This window comes from Ensifer sp. ENS06, from assembly GCF_014852205.1.
Taxonomy (GTDB): domain Bacteria; phylum Pseudomonadota; class Alphaproteobacteria; order Rhizobiales; family Rhizobiaceae; genus Ensifer; species Ensifer adhaerens.
Window position 1 is genome coordinate 29724 of record NZ_JACVBC010000003.1, and the last position, 22396, is coordinate 52119.

General features: G+C 59.4%; 13 protein-coding genes. 7 read left to right on the forward strand and 6 right to left on the reverse strand.

The genetic code is table 11. The features are described 5' to 3' along the window. Window position 1: 1 nt before the first annotated feature. The 6 genes from IB279_RS13780 to IB279_RS13805 form a co-directional block, all read right to left on the reverse strand. Window positions 2-856 (reverse strand): hypothetical protein, encoded by an 855-nt coding sequence (locus IB279_RS13780; protein WP_192339284.1) that lies wholly within the window; start codon window positions 854-856, stop codon window positions 2-4. Further along, window positions 853-6576: a toxin TcdB middle/N-terminal domain-containing protein gene (locus IB279_RS13785; RefSeq protein WP_192339285.1), complete on the reverse strand. Its 5724-nt coding sequence runs from the start codon at window positions 6574-6576 to the stop codon at window positions 853-855. Before IB279_RS13785 ends, IB279_RS13780 begins: the two co-directional genes overlap by 4 nt. A gap of 479 nt (window positions 6577-7055) precedes the next feature. Then, window positions 7056-7250, reverse strand: a complete 195-nt coding sequence (locus tag IB279_RS13790; protein ID WP_192339286.1) for a hypothetical protein — start codon at window positions 7248-7250, stop codon at window positions 7056-7058. A gap of 536 nt (window positions 7251-7786) precedes the next feature. Then, entirely contained in the window at window positions 7787-8221 is a 435-nt protein-coding gene (locus tag IB279_RS13795; protein ID WP_192339287.1) for a hypothetical protein, read from the reverse strand. Beyond that, complete coding sequence (locus IB279_RS13800) at window positions 8218-13998, reverse strand: RHS repeat-associated core domain-containing protein (protein ID WP_192339288.1); 5781 nt, start codon at window positions 13996-13998, stop codon at window positions 8218-8220. Before IB279_RS13800 ends, IB279_RS13795 begins: the two co-directional genes overlap by 4 nt. Before the next feature lie 741 nt (window positions 13999-14739). Next, window positions 14740-14967 (reverse strand): hypothetical protein, encoded by a 228-nt coding sequence (locus tag IB279_RS13805; protein WP_192339289.1) that lies wholly within the window; start codon window positions 14965-14967, stop codon window positions 14740-14742. A 646-nt stretch (window positions 14968-15613) separates the two neighbouring features. Between IB279_RS13805 and IB279_RS13810 the strand changes: the two genes are divergently transcribed. The 7 genes from IB279_RS13810 to IB279_RS13840 all read left to right on the forward strand — a co-directional run bounded on the left by IB279_RS13810 (window position 15614) and on the right by IB279_RS13840 (window position 22386). Beyond that, the gene (locus IB279_RS13810; protein ID WP_192339290.1) at window positions 15614-15934 is read left to right on the forward strand and encodes a hypothetical protein; all 321 of its coding nucleotides are present in this window, start codon (window positions 15614-15616) and stop codon (window positions 15932-15934) included. 613 nt (window positions 15935-16547) lie between these two features. Next, window positions 16548-16922: a hypothetical protein gene (locus IB279_RS13815; RefSeq protein ID WP_192339291.1), complete on the forward strand. Its 375-nt coding sequence runs from the start codon at window positions 16548-16550 to the stop codon at window positions 16920-16922. 193 nt (window positions 16923-17115) lie between these two features. After that, complete coding sequence (locus tag IB279_RS13820) at window positions 17116-17322, forward strand: hypothetical protein (protein ID WP_192339292.1); 207 nt, start codon at window positions 17116-17118, stop codon at window positions 17320-17322. 231 nt (window positions 17323-17553) lie between these two features. After that, a complete protein-coding gene (locus tag IB279_RS13825) occupies window positions 17554-18144 on the forward strand; it encodes a hypothetical protein (RefSeq protein WP_192339293.1) in 591 nt (196 codons plus the stop codon). A gap of 52 nt (window positions 18145-18196) precedes the next feature. Further along, window positions 18197-19021, forward strand: a complete 825-nt coding sequence (locus IB279_RS13830) for a TnsA endonuclease N-terminal domain-containing protein (RefSeq protein WP_192339294.1) — start codon at window positions 18197-18199, stop codon at window positions 19019-19021. A gap of 10 nt (window positions 19022-19031) precedes the next feature. Next, window positions 19032-21290, forward strand: a complete 2259-nt coding sequence (locus IB279_RS13835; protein ID WP_192339295.1) for a DDE-type integrase/transposase/recombinase — start codon at window positions 19032-19034, stop codon at window positions 21288-21290. 19 nt (window positions 21291-21309) lie between these two features. Further along, window positions 21310-22386, forward strand: a complete 1077-nt coding sequence (locus IB279_RS13840) for an ATP-binding protein (protein ID WP_192339296.1) — start codon at window positions 21310-21312, stop codon at window positions 22384-22386. Window positions 22387-22396 lie beyond the last annotated feature (10 nt).

The following is a 22396-nucleotide window of genomic DNA, read 5'->3' on the forward strand; positions in this document are numbered from 1 at the left end:
TCTATCTCCTGGTTCCGCCAAACATGCCGCTAAAGAAATCCCGTAATGAACTGAGCGCACCACCCGGCTTGTGAACGCCCCCTTGATGGTTCCCTGCTGGAACGGGCGTCATGTTCCACCATGTGTTTGTTCCGCCGTCGTTAAGCTGGCGGATGTGGTGAGCGTCATAGAAACCTCCAACCACGGTACCTTTTCGGCCGAGTCCGTTTTCTATGTCATTGCTGGTGTACCGGGGCCACGATTTTCCAGTGCGTATTTCCCATTCCGCCTGCAGCGAGGGGCGCCGGTTCGTCCAGTCCTTTCTTGCGGCAGCTAGTTCCTGCCCCGTAACGCTACCTACCGGCTTCGTGTTTGTTCTTATATCGTCGGCGAGATACTGGCGTTGTTCGAGGCTAATCGCAATTCCGCTTTTCTGTTCCAAGTCGTTGAGATATCCGCGAATTGGGGCCAACGGATGCCCGATGATCGCGGCTCCCGCCATAGTCGCCGCCAACCCACCAATGCCTGGATCGCCTAAGTTCGGACTGATCTGATGTATCCGTACCGCGTGATCGTTTACGCCGGGGTTCGGATCCATGAATGTGGGGATGTCGTCCCCGTCGGGATCCATGGGATCGAGCGGGGGGCCGCCATTGCCCGGCCAAGTCGATTGATGCCCATTGGGATCGCTTTTGTTAATGGGGTCATTACCCGAGTACGCATACCGATTCGTCCCAACCCCGGCCATCGTCGGGTCCATCGTGTCGGGGGAAATGAACCGAGCCTGCGTCTGAGAACTAAAGGAGGCAGCAGCGAAACTGCAGACCAACAGGAGGCTCAAGAGACGGGCGGCGAGCCCGCGGTGATAACCGTTCATTCGGAGCCCCTCAAAGCGCTGGTTACGTGTGTCGTCATCGGTTGTAGGGCAGATTGGGAAGAGTTCGCCTCCAGCGGCGTACGAGGAGAGCCGGAATGAAGGCTGGAGGTCGATCGAGCGTCAGCCTCGCTGACCCCCACCGGCCGTGCGTCGCCGCCTTTCGCTTCGCGTTCAGCTGCGTCCGACGGCACGAAGCGTCCGTAGGCAGCATCGTAATAACGGGCATTGAGATACATGAACCCTGTTTCGGCATCAAATCGCTCCCCGATGTACCCCTTCTGCGATTTCATCGCTGCGTTCGTGCGCTCGCCGTAGGCGGCGTATCCCGTCGCTTCAACCTGGCTACCGACCTCGTTCGTGACCAATCGAACTGACGACAAATGATCTCGATGGAGGAAGCTCTTGCTCGTCGCCCCCGCTGCCGTTGTTATCTTGATGTCCGGATGCGGATAGCGTGTGAAGACCTCGCTGCCGGGTGTCGTGCGATCGATCTCGACGTTGGCCCCAGCGTAGAGCATTTTGCCGAAGGCCCACGTCTTCATCGCCCTGGCGCCATCCGGTCCGTATCCGAATATCACGACCGCACCAGCTTGCGTAACGCTCTGCAGCAGGTTGGAGCTATTCCAGACCAACGTGCGCGCGCCGTCCGAGAGCCTGTTGCCGTTGAGGTCGTAGGATAGCGTTTTTGTACCGATTTTCGTCGCAGCATGGGGCCGGACAGCTGTTCCCGCTGGATAGACGTAAGCCCCCGGGACCCTGGTTCGGGACAGGAGGTTGCCGGAGGGTGAATACGTGAAAGTTTCGTCCAGCGAATTGTTGCCTGTGTTGTTGGCGGTCACCAGCCGTCCAAGATCGTCGTACGCGTAGCCCCAGCTATCAGATGTTGTTAGCCCGGTTACTGTCTTTATGCGCCCGACCGCGTCACGCGCATACTGGTTATCCATCAGCGCGGTCGTACCTTTCTTCGTGGTCACCCGGCTGAGCCAGCGGCGTTGTGGTGCGTAGGCGAAGGTGGTCACTACACCATTCTCGTAGGTGATCGAGGCTGTCTGACCGTCGGCCTCGTATGATCCCGCGCTTATGTAGCCTGGCACCTTCGTCAGCTGGTTAGCCGTGTTGTAGGCCCAGGGTGCCGCCGCCGAGCCAACGTTGACGTTTCCGGGGGAATAGAAGATCGACAAAGGCAGGTCGGCTTTACCCTTAGTCTCTACGGTCGTGTGAGTGATTCCATCGACCAAGGTGGTCGTCGTCAATACCGTGCCGCTGCCCGGAAGACTACGGCTGTAACTAAGTTTGGCAGAGCCGTTTGCCGACATCGTCAACATCCCGACGTCGTGGAACGGCGCACGTCCTACACCCGCTTCCGCGGTGTCGTACGCATTGGTAGCGACAGTTATCGGGGTCGCATCCCCGGGCCCCTTTGCCTTCTTCGTGAGCGGCCGCCCCATCTGGTCGTATGACAGGGTCGTAATTGCGCCGCGGGCATCCGTCTGGCTGATCAGCCTGTCGGCACCATCATAGACGTACGTCCAATTGCCAAGGTCCGGGTCGCTCGCCGTAAGGCGGTTGCCTCGCAGGTCGTAAGAATAATTCCAGATGGCTCCCCCGTGATCGCGCACGGTCCGCAACCTTGCCAGCGCGTCATAGCTACGATATTCGCTGACCCAGGTGCCGGAGAGCTGCGTAGCAACGAGCACTGCATTTCCACCCTTGTCGGTAACCGTCCGGTGGACCTTTTCTTCCTCGTCCGTGAGCAGGGTTTCATAGACCGGGATGCTGGTTGGACTTGCTGTCAAAACGGTAGGGACGACGTTATAGCTGTAAGTGCGCTGAGACGCGTCTGGGTTCACCGTCTTCACAACCCGATCCTGCGAGTCGTAGGAGTGCACCGACCAGAATGCAGTGCCATCCGAAAAACGGGGTAGTGCTACCTTTGCGACGTTACCCCTCGGATCGTAGGCTGTATCCGTGACGCGTTTCGGTCCCCCGGTAACCTCTCCCGGTGCCTCCTTGCGCCATGAACGGCCAAGGCCGTCGTAGTAGGTTCGCTGGAAAACATCGCCGGCCCCTGTCGCCAGGGGCTCGTAGGACACGACAGCCTGGGTTGCCGGATTGCCCATAGTTTCGTAGCGCGTCTTGACGTACTTTCCGGTGCCCGAGTTCGTGTAGCCGTAGGGTCGGCAGAAGGCGTCATACGTAAATGTTTCTTTGATTCCGTTCCAATCGGTCTTGTCCGCCACGGTACCGCAGACCAAATTGGGCGTGACGTTCGAGACGAACCGTGTATCTGCGGTAAGGCTACCGTTTGCGAAGTACTTCGCCGCGCGCTCCTTGACGACGTGTAGGCGGTAGGTGGCGTCGTAGTCCCATTCGGTTCGATTGCCAACGCCGTCGGTACGTGTCAGACGGTTGCCGTAACTGTCATAGGTGAACGCCTCGGCACGATAACTTGACGTTGGCTCAACCGAGGCGTAGCTGCGCTGCACCGTGAGATTGCCTTTCGTCGGGGCCGTCGCATCGCTTGCCGCACCGTCGTAGAAATACACTTCGTGCTGTTCATAGACGTCGACATCAGCCGTGAACCCTCCGGAGCGCACGTTTCTCGCCCTTGGCGCCGACACGATGTAGGCCGCGGTATTCGGCGAGTAAGACGTCACCGTCCAGGTTTCGTCTCCGGTTAAATCCTTCCGGCCAAAGTCCCGAACCTGTGTGATGTTGCCATAAGTGTCGAAGCTGCGCTCTTGACGAAGGATGATCGAACCGCCGCTCTCGGTCAGCGTTGTTTCAGTCGCGGTGTGAAACGCCCGGTAGGGCTTCGTTGCGCTCTGCACAGAATAGGCTTCAACAACGCTTTTAGAAACGACGCCCGCCGAACCACGCAGAATTGTTCGGGATGGCTGCCCAAACGTGGCAAGGTCCTGACGATACGTCGTCTCCATGACCGGGCGTTGCGCCTCCCCGTTGGCTAAAGGCAAGGTCTTCGTGACTGTTCCAAAGCCGAGAAACACCTGCTCCTTGGGGTCATAGCGTCCCTTTGCATAGGTGACGTCGGTGATCGCTCGCCCACCGCGACCGTCTTCGACAGTCAGCTTTGTGACCACCTGCGACACATGCGGAAGATAGTCACTCTTGAAGCGGCTCGACGGAGCATATTCTGGCTTGATGACCGCCCCCAACTGGGTGCGCACACTGGTCAGCAGGTTTGGGAACATCACGCCGGAACGAGAGAAGCGATATGACAAGAAGTCCCACGGCAACGCGCAGTACTGCATGCTTGGTCGCCCTGCAGCAGTGAAGAAGCCAATGTCGGCCAGACCGTCCCCATTCAAATCCGACATTAATCCGGCATTGGGCAGGGTTGGACCGGCCGCGAGGTTCGCACCAGCCGCGCCAAAACGCATAGAGAACACCGACGAGAGTTCAAACTCTGAGGTCGGTTCATACGTTAGGTCACATCTCCACGACGAAATTGGCCCGGTACCGAAATAGACTTCTTCTATTTCATTCAGCCCGTCGCCATCCACGTCCGCAAAGCCGAGCTTTTGCAGCATTCCATCCTTGGAGATGACAGTCGTGTATTTTAGGATGAAGGACCGCCCAGATCCCAACAAAACCCGTTTTGTGATCTGAGCCGGTAGAACGATGACGCCTTGGGAATTTCGATTGTAGACAACCGCATAAACAACAAGATCTGAAATACCGTCGCCGTTTACGTCACTCAGAGAGCAGAAAAATCCGTTGCCGCCCCAGCAATTGAGGTTGATCGTATTGCCGTTAGCGTCCACCGCCGGATAACTAACGCCAGAACTGCTTTGGCTCGCAAATTTCGCGGCCCCTTCGAACTTGCCGGGTGTCGAGCCCTGCCCATCCTGCTGGACTGCGAGAAAGGTTTCGCCGTCTCCATACAGGCTTGCTCCACCAAGAGACAATTTGCCTGGCATGGCTGGATGACCAGTCTTATAGAGCGTATCGACGCCGTCGCCATCATAGTCAAAGGCCATCAAGGCCTTGTCTTGTCCGGCAAGGTTGCAGGTCGCCGCCGGGACAGAATTGGCCGGCAAAGAGCAATCCGATAAAGAAATGGCTCCCGCGTCATTCAGACTGACGGCCTTCGCTACGCCACTAGCGGATTTATAAACCACATGGCGTAATTTCGAACTCTCCGAGAACCGGCCAATGTATCGCCCCTCGTAGATAGAGCTCTCAATATCTCCAACCTTCCGAATTGTGTTATCGGGAGCAATCCCGAGAACGACCTCATTGACTCTCCTTGTTTTCGACGTCGGGGGCGTCTCCCACGCGACGATCTCAGTGACTCCGTCGTTGTTTAGATCCGTATGCTCCACCCCACCACTAATGCCACCGGCTTGTCTTCCGAGGAGTGTTTCTGTGTTTATGGTGGCTCCAAACTGGCCCGCAAAGTTGGCGTACGTCATTACGATCGGCGGGAGCTCACTTCCGGCTGTGACCGAGCCATTGGAAGCCACCACTGCGTCGCTTCCAAACTGTCGAATTCTCGTCAGGCGCGATGCGTTGGAAACCGGTGCTTGATCATACTCAACGGTGTAGACGGTCCTGGTCTTTCCGCCGGACGTCACTAAAACCGTCTTGAGCCGCCTCTTGGTCTCAGCAATGTTGTGACCGTTGGCGGCAAGGACATAATCCGGTCGCGCCTCGAAGTAAAAGGTGATCAATGCGCCCGTGTACGCTATCTTGGACGGGTAGCACACGCCGGTAAGAGGGTTCGCCGCGACCTCGGAGCAATCGTAGTTGTAGCTGACAGAGTTCCCATTGGCGTCCGTCCTGGAGCTCAGAAGCCAGCGGCTGTTTCTTAGGAGATCGGTGGGAGCACCGACTGCGGGCGTGACACCGGACACTTCCGCGACTGATTTGAAGGCCGATACTCGACCGTTCGTTTCGGTAACTTCCCACCTGTTGTTGCTGGCAGTAAACTTCACCCGGCGGAAAGACTCGCGCTCGGTGACGTGCGTTCCTCCCGTCGAACATGAGGGAGAGGAAATCGAGGTAGTGCAAGCGACCAGTTCCTCGTCGTTGAGGTAGTACACGTCGCTCGCGGAAAACGACGGAACGCCCTTATGGGGCCGACCGCGCTCGATCACGTCAATGTCGGTTAGACCCCAGCCGAAACCCAACCACGCCTGATAGGCGCCACTTCGCTTCGCTCGCCGCGACGAGCTGTAGTTCAAGGCAAGTTTAGGCTCCAACCCACGAAACGCCGGGGCGGTGATGTCCGCAAGGTAGGTGAGGTTCCCGCTGTTGTCTGACAGTGCGGGCAAACTCCGTTTCTCGAATTGCGGCTGTACGTATGGCTCGGAACCATCCGTTTCGGCAGAAATCTGCGCATTGACACTTTCGTGCTTCAAAGCCCTGGCCTGGGCGGAAGTGTCAAGTTCCGGCTCGCTCTTCTCATGGTGGCCTGCCGCGGGCTCGGCATCACCCTCGTTGTCGCTCAGGGTGCGATCTACCGCAGTGTCAAGCTGGTCTTTAGGGCCGCTCTTAGCTGCGGTTGAAACCGCGCCGAGTGCCGAAGCACCATTGCCAAAGCCACCACCGGTCTTCACCTCGTCGATGGCCCCCTGCGCGTGCGCTTCGCTGATCAGCAGCCCACCTGGGTAAAGTCGTTGCCCTCCAGCACCACTCGACAAGGCAAACGAAACCGTGGCGGCCAAAGCCGCAAAACCCAACAGATTGTGTCGCATGAATTCCCCCTCGCGAATGCCTTCGCAATCATTCCGGCTCATTCATGACTGCAGTCATCAAGTTTTGCAAGCGACGTTCGCAACTTTAGGATGCGCTTGAAAAGCAGCTGACTCCGATCAGGGTGAACAGTTCTGTATGGGTTCCGAATACCAGGGCTGCGCACGCGTTGCATTCCCAGCCGGTAGACGTGGCGCGTACTAGTGCAGGCGCCAGCTGCCGCCTCGGCGAACGGCACCCGAACGCGTTGCTCTTCTTTGCCCGCGAGCCCGACGGACCGTAGACGAGCGTCGTCGTCGCGCCTCCTTGGGTGACGAACGACAGCCGCCTGGCTCCGTCCAAGGCAAGTCGCGGCTGCCGTCGCTGACCATGTTGCCGTTTGCATCGTAGCCGATCGTGGCGCTGCCGATTGAGGCCGGTGCGTGCGGCCGCACGCCGTTGGCGGCTTGGTACACGTATGTGCCGACACGGCTGGGGGATGTCAGGTTGCCATTGTCCGCATAGTCTCACCCAGTGAACCGCCAGGGTTCTCCGCCTTGATCAGGCGGCCGCGCGGGTCGTGGTCGAAGACCCAGTTATCGTTGGCCGCGATCCCGGTGATGGTCTTAATCTTGCCAGTGAGATCGCGGGTGCACTGATTGTCCATCAGCACGGTCGCGCCCCTGGCGGTCGTCAACCGTTGATCCTTTGATGCCGCGCGGCGAGGAAGCCCGACTAGAGGGCGTCTTGCTCGGGTCTCCACTGTTTTACAATACGATCTACAAGTAGCCTATCGTTCCAGACACCCCTAATATCCAGCTTTCGTTGCTCCGGTGTTAGACTGCCAACCCTCGACTCGTTCTCTCCGTCCCAAAGCCACCAGTTATCGACTTTGCCCGTCGCAGGGTTCACCATGCCCGCCCTGAAGACTGGGGACGCCGCAAGCTCACCTGGGACACGAACTATCCCAACGACGGCTACACGCCCTTGTTTCACGGCTGCGCTGAGAGGAAAGAAGCAAGAAAATAGCGGCTCTTGGTGAACTAAAGCGGAAGCTTCCTCCGACCGATTTGGATGGATTCCGGGAAACACGCGAAGGAGCGCCCCATACATTTTCGACGAGTGGGTGAACAGCGCATAGGCCCACCCGGATGATACTTCGATTTCGATCAAGTCGCCGATCTTATCCCCGCCGGGCTCGCAAGGTGCTCCCTCCACCACGTTTATCCGCTTTCACGGCGCCACTTCGGGACGCATGAGTGTAATCCTCCTTATGCCGTCCTTCTTGACATGATACTCGATGTGAAGGGAACACGTGGCTCCGTCAAACCGATCCCAGGCACCAAAGTCCCCTAAAATCGAATCCTTGTGCGGAGCCCCAGTTTTGGAGGGGTTTCCCAAAAGCCTGAGCACGTAGTCGCGGTCCGCAGAGAAGGGGAGGTCCTCAACATTGAGCTGGGTGTTTCCGGACTCCAGGAAGATCGAACTGACCCGCTCACGGCTGTCGCATACAATCGAAAATCCGTTCCGAGCAGAAACGTAGTTCACGCTTCTCTCTGGCAGATCCTCATCGACTGTTCGCTCAAACGACCAGCCTTTGAAAGGGGAGGACTGGAGTAAAAGCGATACTTCTTCTCCCAAGAATTTCATTAAGGTTTCTAAGATCATCGCCTGCCCCAATTTTTCATGTCGCTCTTACCCGTCTCTCTGTCCCGCATTGCTTTGTCAAACACATTTCTGTCGCGGGCAGCGGCCTTGTTGAGATCTTTAGCGTCATCTTCGACTCGCTTCTTAGTGTTCCGCCACCCATACGACGGGCTCTCCCGATGCACCTTCGCAGGCGAGGCTACTGCCGGAGTTTGAGCTCGGAGCGTAGCCTTTTCTTGAGGTGTGAGCTTTCTGCCCAGTGCATCCTCTCTGCTTTTGACCTGAGCAGCAAACGATGGTTGGTGGTCCATATGAAGAGGTTCGGTTTCACCGTGTGCTTTTTTCCGAGCCTTCAGATCTCCATAAGTCCCGACATCGCCTGGTTTCACGGCATTCGGATCTCCCCCGAATACTTTTTCGCCTAGAAGTCCGGCCGCAATGCCAAGGAGCCCGCCCCCGAGCGCGTTGTCCGAACTCATCGCATCGGGATGGAAAATCTGGGAGTCGTCAAAGTCCGGACGATTATCGAAGATATCCGGAATTCTGTCGTTGTCGCGATCGCCATCGAGATCCATGCGTGGACCGCCGTTGTGGCCGATCCCCTGATGCCCGTTTGGATCGCTGTTGTTAATGGGATCATTTCCGGCATAGGCGTAGCGATTGGTTCCGACGCCCGGCTTGGTTGGATCCCAATCGTCGGGCGAGATGAACCTTCCGAAGCGCGGATCATAGTAGCGAGCATTGAGATACTGCAGCCCGGTTTCAGGATCGAAGCGCTCGCCGATATAGCCCTTCTGCGTGCGCATCGCCGCGTTGGTCGGTTCGCCATAAGCGGCGTAACCGTTCTGCTCGACGAGATTGCCGCTGGCGTCCGTGACCTGCCGGACGGAGGAGAGCTGATCGCGATGCAGGAACGTGGCCGTGGTGACGCCGGTCTGGGCGACAGAGCTGATCTTCAAGTCCGGATGCGGATAGCGGGTGAAGGTGTCCTGCCCTGGCTTGCGGTCGACCTCGACATTGGCGTCGGGATAGAGCGTCGTGGCAAAGGCGTTGCTCTTCTTTGCCCGCGATCCGGCCGGACCGTAGGCGAGGGTCGTCGTTGCACCAGCCTGCGTGACGCTCGACAACCGGTTGGCGCCGTCCCAGGCAAGCGCGCGGCTGCCGTCACTGACCATGTTGCCGTTGCCGTCATAACTGATCGCGGCGCTGCCGATCGTCGTCGGCGCATGCGGCCGCACGCCATTGGCGGCGGGGTAGACGTAGGTGCCGACGCGGCTTCGGGATGTCAGGTTGCCGTTGTCCGCATAGGTGAACGTCTCGCCCAGTGCACCTCCGGAGTTCTCCGCCTTGATCAGGCGGCCTCGCGGATCGTAGTCGTAGACCCAATTGTCATTCGCGGTCAGTCCGGTAGTCGTCTTGATCTTGCCCGTCGCGTCACGGCCGTACTGATTGTCCATCAGCACGGTTGCGCCCTTGGCGGTAGTCAAGCGTGTCAACCACCGACGCTGCGGCGAATACGTGAACGCCGTCGTCACGCCATTGGCATAGCTGATTGACTTCGTCTGGCCATCGGCCTCGTAACTGGTCGCGGTGATGTAGCCCGGGATCGTCGCCAAGAGATCGGCGTCGTTGTAGGTGTACGGCGCGGCAGTGCTGCCGACCGCGAGCTGTGCTGGCGAATATTCGACGGACACCGTCTTGTCCTGGCGGCCGCGGGTTTCGACGGTTGCATGCGCCACGCCATCGATTGTCGTCGTCGTGCGCATTACCGAGCCCGTACCGGTATAGGTGCGGCTGAAGACGCTGGTGGCTGCGCCGTTCTCCGCCTTCGTCATCAGACCGACGTTGTGCGACGGCGAGACTACCGCCTCGTCGTATGTGTTGCGGGCGACGACCGTCGGCGTCGCCTCACCCGGTTGCTGCACCTGCTGCAGCGTCAGGCGGCCCATCTGATCATAGCTGAGCGTCGTCACCGCCCCGCGGGCATCCGTCTGGCGGATCAGCCGGTCAGCGCCATCATAGGCGTAAGACCAGTTGCCCAGGTTCGGATCGTTGGCCGTTAGACGATTGCCGACGAGATCGTAGGTATAGGAGATCCTGGCCCCCCCGACGTCGGTGACGTTCAAGAGGCGGCCGACGGGGTCATAGGAGCGAGCCTGATCGAGGACCCAGGTGGTGCCGTTATAGGACCATTGACCAATCACGTTGCCGTAGGTGCTGGTGTAGGTGACCGTATGTCGACCCGCTTCGTCGAGCGAGTACTGGTGGTAAAGCCCGACGTTGTCAGTGCCCCAAGGGGTCGCAACATAAGCTTGGTATTGGTTGGTGCGCGCACTTCCATCCGGATTGACGGTACGCACCACCCGCTCCTGCCAGTCGTAGGAATTGACTGTCCACTGCGGTGTTTCGCCGTAGAAGCGCGGGAAAGCCGTTTGAGCTACATTGCCGCGGGCATCGTAGACCGTCTCGGTGATCCTCGGCAGGCCCGTACCCGGCTCGCCCGCCGATTCCGCCAACCATGGACGACCAAGCCCGTCGAAGTAGGTGCGCCTGACTACCTCGTCGCCTGCTGACGAACGCGGCTCATGTGTTGCGATCGATTGAAGGGCGGGATTCCCTTCGTTTTCGTAGCGGTTGTTGACGTAGCGCCCCGAGCCCGAATGCGTGTACGCGTAAGGGCGACAGAACGGATCGTAGCCCCATCCCTCAGCGATACCGTTGGGATCGGTTTTCGACCAGGGTAAGCCACAGACGAGATCGTAACCGGTGGCCGTCACGAAGCGGGCATCGGCCGCGTTTCCGCCAGTGGCAAAATAGCGTGGCCCGCGTTCGGTGATCGGGAAAATTCCGTACGTCGGATCGTAGTCCCATTCAGTGCGCGAACCCGAACCGTCGACCGCCCAGATCCGGTTACCACGGCTGTCGTAGCCGAATGTGCGGAAGACGTTCGCCCAAATGCCATCGGCATCACCGCGTTTGGTGTAAAGCCAATGCCGGGTGAGGTTGCCCTTGGTCGGCGGCACACTCGCATTGTTAGAACCGTCATATTCGAAGTCTTCCGACCGAACCTGTTTGTTGATGTCGAAACCGTTCATCACCGCCTTCCAGCGCGGCAGCGATACGATGTATACGGATGTATTGGGCGCGAAGTGGTTGACGGTCCAGACTTCGTCACCGCTTACGTCTGTGCGACCGAAGTCCTTCAGGTCTGTTACGTTGCCGAAGGCGTCGATCACCCGCTCGGTGCGCAGCGTAATCGTCGCCGTCTCGTTAAGCGTTGTGTCGGTGGCGACGTTCTTGACCCAGTACGGCTTGCTCGCCGCATTGACCTCGTAGGTCTCGGCCACCGTCTTCGAGGCGGTGTTCTCGCCGTTGCGCGACAGCGTGCGTTCCGGCAGGCCGTAGCTCGCGAGATCCTGTCGATAGGTCGTCTCGACCACCGGACGCAGCGCCTCGCCGCTGGCCAGAGGCTTGGTCATCGTGATCGTGCGGAAGCCGAGGAACTTGCGCGCCTTAATGTCGTAGAGGCCGCCGGCATAGGCATAGTCGGTCTGCGCAACTCCACCACGGCCGTCATTGACCGTCAGCTTGGTGACTGGATGCAGCACATGCGGCAGGAAGGTGTTGGCAAAACGCGTCGACGGTGTGTACTCGACCGCGATCGTACCGCCCGTCTCCAAGATGACGTTGCGCAGGATGTTCGGATGCCCCGTGCCGGTGCTGGAAATGAAGGTCTGTGAGGTGGACGCGAGGAAATCCGGCAGGCCGTCGCCGTTGAAATCGCCCGACAAGGCCGATCCGTCGAACGATCCAAAAACCTGTAGCGTATTGCCGGATGCATTCGACCAAAGGCCATGGGCCCGCAGCTGGCGGAAGTTGTTGGGCTGGGTATAGCGCTGGTCGGACGTGATCACGTCCATCTTGCCGTCATTGTCCATGTCGCGCAGCATCGGAATGCCTAGCAGCGACGCGCCTGTGATGTGGACGAAGGTCTTGCCGGTGCCAAACCAGATATTGGTCTGGTAGCTGGAGGTGCCGAATGACGGCGCGTGCACAATGTCGGTGACGCCGTCACCGTTGATGTCACCGTAGGAGCAGGCGGAGTTCGTGTTGGCGCAATCGGCCGGCAGGCCGACGCTCACCCAGGCGCCGTTGCTGACCCGGCGGATCGTATTGCCCCAGATCACCGACTGTCGACCATTGCCGAGCAGCTCGCCGGCGTAGCCGCGGTTGCCATAGAGCGTATCGACGCCGTCGCCGTCGACGTCGGCAACAGCCACGGTGGATTCGCTCTTGGCAATGGTGCAGATAGATGCTGGGCACGTCGCCAGACCGCCAAGGTCGAGCGCGCTGCTGACCGGGAAGATCCTGTGGTTCTGCGTGCTACCCTGCCCCTCCCTATAGGTAGAGTAGGTCACAAAGATAGTTTTGGTCGGTTGCGCAGCAAACCTCCCGGCTGCGGCAAAAAGATTGCCCGGAAATCCGCCGGTCCATTTGGTTTTGGCAGCGACCCCGTTTCCATCGAACGAAGTCAGGTGAAAGCCGAATATTGGTGCAGACGTAGTACCGGTGTTCTGTTGCAGGAGGCCAAAAATCTCATCGCGGCCGTCAAAATTGAGATCGCCGACCTGCTGGGCATTCACGCCGGCATTGAGATTGAGCTCACTCGGGAATGCGAACGCCTTGCGGGTATAGGTGAACGCAAAGTTGTCGTAGGCCATCTGGCGGATGGTCTTGCGACTACCAGATATTGGATTGGCGTTGCCGTCAAAGCCAACGTCCCGGCCCCAGCGCTCGACCTTAACGAGCCGCGAGGTGTTCGACAGCGGCGCCTGATCGTAGGAAAGCGAATAGGCGCTGTGATGCTGACCGTTGGCATAATTGACCACCGACTTCAGACGGTGCTTGATCCAGGTAAGGTAGTGCCCGTTCGCAGCCGTCTGGAAGTCCGGACGACTGTCGTAAAAGAAGGACGTAAAGTAGTTGTTGTTGTAGGTGATACGCTCCGGCAGGCACATCGGCAGGTCCGGGCAGGTATATTGGTAGGTGATCGCGTTGCCGTTGGTGTCCGTCACCGAGGCAAGCACATAACGACCAGTCTGGTTCGTGTCCCATTCCGGCGTTCCGGCCGCCGGATTGTAGTTCGACATTGCCGCCACTGAACGGAACCACGAGACCGTCCCGTCACGCGCCGTTACAGTCCAGCTATTTGAAGCACTGTCGAAGCGGATGCGGCGATAGTCTTCGTTCTCGTTGGCATGGCTGCCACCGGTCGAGCAAGACGCCGAAACCATTCCCGCTGTGCAGGCGACGAGTTCACTGCCGTTCAAAAGATAGACGTCGCTCGCATCATAGGCTGGAACACCGTAACCAGGACTCGCGCGCTCGATGACATCGAGGCCTTCAAGCCCCCAGGCAAAGCCGGTGAATCCTTGGTAGAGACCGCCCAGTCGGCTCTTGCGCGCCGAATCGTAGGTGAGCGCCAGCTTCGGCGAAAGGCTACGGAAGGCAGGAACGTCGATGGCGATCGACTGCGTCATCGAACCGTTGCCGGTGATCTCCGGTACCGAAGCTTTCGGGATCGCACTGACCGGGGTTTCAATCGGCGTTGCTGCTGCGGCAGCGGCAGCGAGCGAGCGCTCTAGGGTCCCATCCTTCTTGTCGGCGGTCGGATTCTCGGATTTCGCCGCAGGCTTCTCCACCTCCCCCGGTTCAGTTGATACATCGGTCCCATTGCCGAGCCGAGTGCGGTCAACTGCCGTGTCTGGCTTGTCCGCCGACGCGCCATCGCCGCCCATAGCCTTAGTATCCGACCCAGGAGAACCTCCGAGCGTCGACGCCCCGTTCCCAAGCCTTTCACCTGCGCTCGAACTGCCGTCCGCGTCCTGAGCGTGGGCGGCATTGACCAACAACTGGCTAAGGTCGAGGCGAGAATCCTCAGAGGCGAGCGATAGGGTAAACGAAACCGTGGCGGCCAAAGCCGCAAATCTCAACAAATTGTGTCGCATGGACTCCTCGACTGACTCGCCGAATCGATGAAATGGAGCGCAGGTTATGCGCGCACTCAGAAGAAATGCAACTCGAAAGAGGACTCGGTCACAGCTAAAACGCAGCCAGCGGATTTGGCGTACAGCACGGCCTTCGATTCAAAGATTCAGATCTACTGGTTGCCTGCCTGCCAGGCCGCACATGTCGAAGGATTCGGCACCGGAGCTTGTGAGGGACTCATTGGCAACCATACACAACCGTGCCATCGCGAATGCGCAGCAAGAACCGTCGATTCTCGCGCAGGTTGCGCGGGAAGGAGTTTCCAGACAGCAAAGATGGATCACCATCACATCTGAGAGTAGACAGACCACCCTCCGTACCCCATTTTTCGCCAGCGATTTGCGATTATGCCCAGGAGATCGTCATGCCAAACCCGAAGTCCCCGAACGAAATCGACGTAACCGTCGGCGCAACGTGAGGCGCCTTCGCAACATGATCGGCATGTCGCAGGAAACGCTGGGGGAGAAACCGGGGCTCACGTTCCAGCAGGTTCAGAAAAAGGGTACCAACCGGATTTCGGCGAGCAATTGGTCGCCGTGTCCCAGGCGCTCGATTGCATTATAGGCCAGCTCTTCTCCGACGTTGAAGCGAGCACCAATCCCGTGCCTGTCCCTAACGTCAGCGTCGCAGCTCTGAAGTTGGCGGTTGAGTTCGACAAGATCGCATCCGATGCTCAGCACGCTGCCGTGGCCAAGCTGGTCGGAACGTTGGCGCTTCACGACGCTGCTCGCGGTGCATTTGCGGAGGAATCACAGCAAAAGGCAGGCTTTCCAAACTACGCTCGGATTCTCCAGCGGCGCTGCGAAGGGCTCGGGTGCGAACTCGCTGTTTGATGAACATAAGGAAGCAGCCCGGTGGGCGGGTTTCGTCCGCGTCGCCACGTCAAATATGCCTGAGTTGCCTGCGTCGAGGTTTATGTCCGAAATCGGCGCTGAAAACATCGTTTGCCGTGTGTCAAATTCCAGCTGTTGAGGCCCGTGTAAGGGTCCACTCGGAACCGACCTTTCTCCGAGCCGATACGTGATCGGAGCCCGGGGTCTATCAGGCGCGCGCCTACGACCCGTCGTGGGGTCGACATCGCCTTGTACCCCTGCGAAAGGAATCGTCCCAACCAGGTATCGAAACGCGTCTTCAACTTGTGGTTATGTGGACCCCTTCTTGAGCAGTTACTGTAACCCACGCAGCCCGCCCAGCACCTGTAAAGGTCTCCTTGATGTTTCTGACATTTCGAACGTTCTCCGAATTCGCGAAGCCTTATGGCGACACAAGGCCCTCGGCAGCGCCTCTAGCATGATTTGAGCCGGATTTAGCCGAAACGCCAACCGTTCGTCGACCACAGCGCGGGAAATGCCATCATGGGCCCAGATGGCGGAGGCGCGTTGCGACCCCCTTTACCCCGATGACGAGAAACGGCGGAAAATTGCGCTCGCAGAAGCCAGGGCGACGAGCGGTTTCCTCAGGATCGCGCAGGAATATCACTCCGCTTTCGGGGCCGGAGATCTGAACAACCGCATCCGACACCTGGTGCCGGATATGGACTATCAGCCGGGTGACCTACACAAGCGGCTGCTCCGCCTCCCATGGGCCGATGTTTTCAGCACAAACTGGGACAGCCTCCTCGAGCGAACTGCCTCCGAGGTCATGGAGAGAAACTACGACATCGTCCGGACGCCGATCCCGTTCTGACCGATTCCGAACTTAGGTCCAAAGTCCTCGACTACTTGAGACGGCGGCACCCGCAGACACTACCCCTTGAAATGAGAATTTGACTCTCGGACGCAGGCAAACTGCCGTCGGTAGCCTAGGTCCTAGGTTGATAAACGGCGGTGTCACCACCGTCTACCAGCGACGGCGCATAACAATGGAAATGACGCCTTTCTGAGGGCTGGATTGTCAACTCTTCGTCGATGGACATGCCGTTTGCGCGCCAATCCACGGGAAGTCTCGGCGTTAACCATAGTTAAGAATTTCTTAAGACTTTAATTGACGCCCGTCACGATCGGCGTCGGAATATACGCGAAAGATCGCTAGTGGAGACGAGTCCATGCGAACGACGCGAACCGAGAGCCCTTCTTGGGCGATGGACACACGGGCCATATGATCCCGCCAGCCTGTGTTGCTTTTGTACCACACCCTTACCCCTCGCCAAGACGGCACTTTAGGCGCGTTGCAGGAACAACCCGCGGTAGCCGTCCATACGGCACCTAACGCCCCTTAAACGCGAATTGCGAATGACAATCATAGCACCGTTCGCCTAGTGTTTCGGCGTCAACGGGCTGACGCCCTGCATGGAGTAGACATGACACTTCCCATCGCAGAACTTGAATTCTACCCCTCTCAGATCGCGTGGATGGAGAGCCGGTTCCTGAGTTGCTGCAGCAACACGATCGTCCTTAAGGCAGTTGTCGACTGCGTCGACAAGCAGGACATTCAAGCGCAACACTTCAACCTCGTCGAGAAAACCGCCGGTATCGCCAGGGAGACCCTACGTCCGCAGCGAGCTCCTACTTTCCGTGAGCTTCAAATGTTGCAGCGCGAGTACAAGCAAGAGCCTCAGATGCGCGAAGTCCAGCATGGCAGACTTAGCTCAATGCAAGCGGAGCAGAACACCGTTAAGGCGATGACGTCTCGCGGCACGGCCGCGCCTGCGGTCCGCATAGGCCGCGCCGCCTAGCGCCGGCGACCTGCGCCAAGCCCACCAAACCTACAGCAACCGACGATCAAAAGGCCTGCCTTTCCGCAGAACGAGAAGCCGTGCGCGTTTTTCTGGTCGCTCACTCGTGAGCCAGATTTCGAAAGCCCCGTTGGTCTCGTGACGCGTCGGCCGCCTTCTATGAACTCTAACCCCTCGACGCAAGGAGACCTCTATGCGCGACCCCATCGAGAGCCTGTTTCGCAAGTATCGCATGTCGGAACTCGACGAAGACTTGGGTCTCGCCGACCCGGACGACCTGATCCACATCGAGTTTCCCGACCCTCGTCCCAACAAGCGCTGCCTGAGGCACCCGGCAGCGCATCCCAACTGCGGCAGCGCCGCTTCCCCGGCTGGCGGGCACTTTCGCACTCAGCCCTAGGACGTCGCTTGCGCGACCTCCCGCTCAGACGGCGATAGCGCCCATCGTGCCCGATAGTCTCGTTCAGAAGGATAAGTGCATGTCCGTCATCCTTTTACGACCACCCGTCCGCAGCATCCTGCGAAGGCGCGCTCTCATAATAGGCCGCATGACCGAAGCCTTGGTCCTTTAGGACCCGGCCAGCTCCGCACCAAACACCAAAAAATCTGTTCCAGTGGAAAGGGTCACAAGATGACTTCCTGCAGCGCTACCCCTCGCCTTCTCACCATCTCCGATCTCACCTCCGTTTACGCGTCGCTGAACCGGCGCGGCCTGGACGAGGAATCCTTCGCAACCGCGTTTCACTTCGCGCTCGAGATGGCGGAAAGCGACCGGCGCGGGATCGACGAGACTTACCTGGACTACTTTGAGGACGTCGAAACCCCGGAAGGCGCACATCGCTTTTCGCGCCGACCTGCGCGCGAGCTCTGCTCCGTCGACACGTTCATCGAAATCGCGGTCGACATCGTGACCAAATGCATCATGCGCCTCGTTCACGAGCTCAACGCCGCCATTCTTCTGAAGGCTACGGCGCCCACCACGACGGAAAAGTTCACATCGCTCCGCGCGACCTTGCTCATGCTTCTGGCACCTGATTCAGAGCGAAACCGGGTGGGTCCTCCCACAGGCGCCGAGGACGGACTTCTGGGCTTCCAGTATCAGGATTTCCGCCCCTCGCCGCTGCCTTTTGTGATCGCGCCCCCGCCGACGACCATGGAGTCATTCGCCCGCCTGTTCGACTTGAGAGCACGTCGCCTCGCCGTGGATCCCAGCCGCATCTGAACGGCAATCAGAACTTCGTTCACTGAAAGGACGTTTTATGAGAGCGCTTCAAGTGCTGCGTTTTGTGAAAGAAGAGCAGGCGCTGCGACAGATCGGCAGCACGCCAGACGCCGGCGAGAGTTCCGGCCTGCGCCCGGATCGCATCGTTTCCGGCCGGGTGGTTCCCATCGCGGAGGACGGGTGGGAATACGAAGTGGAGAAGGACTGGCGATCGGAACTATGGGTTCCTCCTCATCGGTCCACAGGCACTCGCCAGCCCACGCCACGCACGAAAGCTCACTGCCGTGGCTGGCTAGTCGATCCGACCACTTGCCGTTCCGTCGGCTTTTCCAGCACCCACGAATTGAGGGTGGCCGCGCTCCTGATGGCCAACCGGGCGGTCGTGGAGGTCGAGGACCAACCGCCGGCAATCAGATATCTCGGGGTAGACGGCCGTTGGCATCATCACACGTTCGATTTTCGCGCCACTTACTCAACGGGCTACAAGATCGCAATCGCCGTGAAGCCAAAGACTGACCTCGAGAAAAGCGGCATCCGTCAGGTGCTCAAGCAGGCCCGAACGGAGCTTTCCGATTTCGCCGACGAGGCGATCGTCCTCACGGATGAAAACGTGACGATCGCCCGTGGCTGGAACGCCCTCAGCATTCTGAGAGCGCGACGCGCTCGCAACGACGAAGACTGCGCCCGAATGCGCGCCTTCTTCAAAGGGGTGCATGGCGCGATCCATGCCAGCCATGCCACCGCGCAGTTTGACGACCGAGCGTCGGCCCTGAACGCCATCTGGTGCCTGATCTACGACGGCGTTCTGAGGCCGGTCTTCCCCGATCGGAAGCTGGTCGACGCTCCCTTCGTCGCGAAAGCCATGTCCATTCACTGAGGAGATGACCTTGTACGATCTACTTCGACTCGCAACCGCAACTCCGGCCGACGATCACACCCCTCGCAACCGGTTCGCGACGGACGACATGCTCGTCTATCGCGGCGTCGAGTACCAACCAGTCGCGTCGAACGACGCAGGCCATGTGCTGCGTCGCAAGGACGGCACCAACATCCTGGAGCCGTTCTCGCACAAACTGATCGCGACGATGCTGGCGGATGCCGTCAGTCCGCTTGTCGTCTACCCGGACGCCTATAAGCGGGGAGCCGCCGCGAGAAGCGCGAATGGCGCCGATCTGCTTTCCAGCCTGACTCCGAAGCAGCAGGAGGCCGTCATCAAGAAGGACCGGTGGTGCCGCCGCTGGCTGCAGCTCGAGCACAACGAACCGAACATCAAGCGCAGCGATCTGTGCATGCGCCTCAACATTTTCCGCCTCGGCGAGGAGTTCAACCAGCTCTTCAATCCGCCTCAGAAACGCATGACCTACAAGTCGAAAAGGAGCGCTGAAAGCACCCCCTCTCCAACTACCCTGCGCCGCTGGCTCAGGCAGTTCGAGGCGGCCGATTACGACCCCATCGTTTTCGTCGACCGCTACCTCACAACCAGGCCAAGCCCCTTGGTACCGGAGGTTCAGCAGACCATGGCCGCTTTCGCCCGCATGTACGCATCAGACAGCAAGCCCAAGATGAATGCTCTCTACGACCAGATGGTCGCATCGATGCTGGCTGAGAACCTGCGCCGAACTGATCAGCACGAGCGTCCGCTCGCCATTCCCAGCCTTCGCACGTTTCAAAACCGGATCAACGCGCTGCCAAAGGCGTTCGTCGATCTGGGAAGACTTGGCGAAGCTGCTGCCGCCAAAAAGTATGCGATCGTGCTGGAGGGTGTCGATCCGATCCGTCCGCTTGAGCGGGTCGAGCAGGACGAGTGGGCATTTGACGTACAGACCCTGCTGACCATCAGCAAGGTCTGGCAGACCCTGAGCGCGGACCAGAAGAAAAGGCTCAAGCGGATTCGTCTGTGGGTGACCGCTCTTATCGATACCGCGACGAGATGCATTCTGGCGCTCCGCGTTCACCGGGAGGCGCCATCCGCCCGATCGGCGATCACGGCCCTCGAGCAGGCAACACGCGACAAGTCCGACATTGCCCGGAAGCTGGGGTGCAAGACGCCTTGGGACATGTTCGGCACGCCGGAGCTCGTCGCCACCGACTCCGCCACCTGGTTTACGAGCACGGCATTTCGCGTCGTGGTGAATGACCTTGGCAGCGCGCTGTTCCTTCCCCCGGCCGGCGCGGCGTCGGCGCGTGGCACGATCGAGCGGACATTCCGCACCTTCGGATCCAAGGCGCTCCAGTACTTCTCGGGCCAGACCTGGGGCTCGATCGAGGCGAAGGGCGACTACCAGCCGGAGAAGGAGGCGAGCCTGCTGGTGGACCAGGCCGCCGAACTCCTTACCCGCTTCGTCGTCGACGTCTATCACAACGAACCGCATGCCGGACTGAGCGGCGAAACGCCGCGCAACGCCTGGATCCGGCTGAGCAACACTTACGGCGTGCTTCCTCCGCCGACCGGCGACCGCCGTCGGCATATTTTCGGGATCAACAGGAACGCCGCAATCACGACTTCGGGCATCTGCCAGAGCGGCATCTGGTATCAGTCCGACGCGATTCAGGCGATGCGGCGCAAAAATCCGAAGACCAGGGTTCTTATCCGCGTCGACCGTTTCGACTACGGCGAGATTTCCGTCTGGAACGGCAAGGGCTGGCTTCGCGTGCCGGCCGTCCACCAGGAGTTCAGAGGAATGAGCATGTGGATTTGGGCGGCCGCGTGCGAAAGGCATCGGCTCCTGAATCGAGAGAACGCCAGCCTCTCGCGGGGGACGCTTCTGAAGACCAAGCAATGGCTGCAGGGACAGGGGGAGATGGCTCGCCTTCATGCCGAACTGGGCACGGGATTCGTGACGGACGAGCAGTTCGTGCGTTTCGAAAGCAAGCTCTCGCATCCCATCCGGATCACCGAAAAGAACGCCCAAGTGCCATCGGACTACGAAGCCGACTGGGGACCGTCGACACAGTTCTTTGAGCTGATGGGGCTCGATCCCACCGAGTTTCTCAAGGAACCCCGCACGCCTTCGCAGGAGGCCGCGCTGGAACTGGAGCTGCTGCGCCCCAATCCGGATAGCGATGTTCAGGTTGCCGAAGACGTCTCAGACGACAGCAGCATTGCGGGCGCGTCGTTCTCCACCGACAGCCAGTTCGACAGCTAGGAATAGGGAGGAATGAACCGTGCAGGACAACTTTGGCCAGACCGCGGCCGTCGCCCGCATCAGGGCGTTGCTCCCTCCAGAAAAACTCGAGGTGGCCGATCGGATTTCGGAAATCAACGGACGCTATATTGGACTGTCCAGGGACGGTCCTGTCCACGATGCATTGGTGTCGATGGTGGCGAGTATCGCCACCATCGACACAAACGCGATCAGCAAGCCCGATAAGCGCAGGATCGTCGCCATCTGCGGAGACTCCGGGGCGGGCAAGACACGTGCGCTCCTCGAGCATACCAGTCGTATCCCAGCCATGCAGTCGTACATCGACGAGGACGGCGTCGAAGTGCGGCCTTTTCTTTGCTTCAACGCTCCGTCCCCCTGCACTGCGAGACTGCTCGCTCTGACAGGTCTGGAGGCGCTGGGCTACCCCGTCCGACAGGCGCTGCAGGAACATCAAGCATGGGCATTGTTTCAGCAGATGTTGAAGACCCACCGCGTGATGTTCGTGTTGATCGATGAAGCCCAGCACGCCGTCGATACGGCTGACGTGCTGTCGACGACGAAGATCGGCAATGCATACAAGAACCTCGTGCAGATGCCGGACTGGCCGGTGCGGCTGGTCCTGGCCGGCGTTCCTCCCCTGGCGAGCTTTCTTGCACGAAAGCAGCTCTACAATCGCCGCACAGTGATCCGCTTTGACAAGCTCAAGGGAAAGTCCGCACGGGAAACGGTCGCGACCGTCCTGAAGAAAGTCATCGGCGAGCATGCCAGGCTCGAGCTACACGACTCCCTTGAGGGCGACTTCGTCGCCCGTCTGACCTACGCCTGCGATGGCGAGTTCGGCTCAGTGGTCCAGATGGTCCGAGGAGCGGTGGAACTCGCGATCATCGACGGCGCAACGCAGGTGACACGCGAACACTTCAAGCGCGTTTACCAATCCTATTCCGGGTGCGTGGTCGGAGAGAATATTTTCGAAGCCGCCGACTGGCGGGGGATGTCTCCGCACACGGCGTTCCTGCGCGAAGACGACCACGCCTGGGAGGAAGCAAATCTCCAAAAGACCAAGCGCAAGCCGACGAAATTCGGAGTCCGCCCGTAGTCGGCTCCTC

Coding starts and splice junctions, on each gene's coding strand:
- IB279_RS13780 (WP_192339284.1), bottom strand. CDS start 856: ATGAACGGTTATCACCGCGGGCTCGCCGCCCGTCTCTTGAGCCTCCTG.
- IB279_RS13785 (WP_192339285.1), bottom strand. CDS start 6,576: ATGCGACACAATCTGTTGGGTTTTGCGGCTTTGGCCGCCACGGTTTCG.
- IB279_RS13795 (WP_192339287.1), bottom strand. CDS start 8,221: ATGATCTTAGAAACCTTAATGAAATTCTTGGGAGAAGAAGTATCGCTT.
- IB279_RS13800 (WP_192339288.1), bottom strand. CDS start 13,998: ATGGGCGGCGATGGCGCGTCGGCGGACAAGCCAGACACGGCAGTTGAC.
- IB279_RS13810 (WP_192339290.1), top strand. CDS start 15,614: ATGGCGGAGGCGCGTTGCGACCCCCTTTACCCCGATGACGAGAAACGG.
- IB279_RS13815 (WP_192339291.1), top strand. CDS start 16,548: ATGACACTTCCCATCGCAGAACTTGAATTCTACCCCTCTCAGATCGCG.
- IB279_RS13820 (WP_192339292.1), top strand. CDS start 17,116: ATGCGCGACCCCATCGAGAGCCTGTTTCGCAAGTATCGCATGTCGGAA.
- IB279_RS13825 (WP_192339293.1), top strand. CDS start 17,554: ATGACTTCCTGCAGCGCTACCCCTCGCCTTCTCACCATCTCCGATCTC.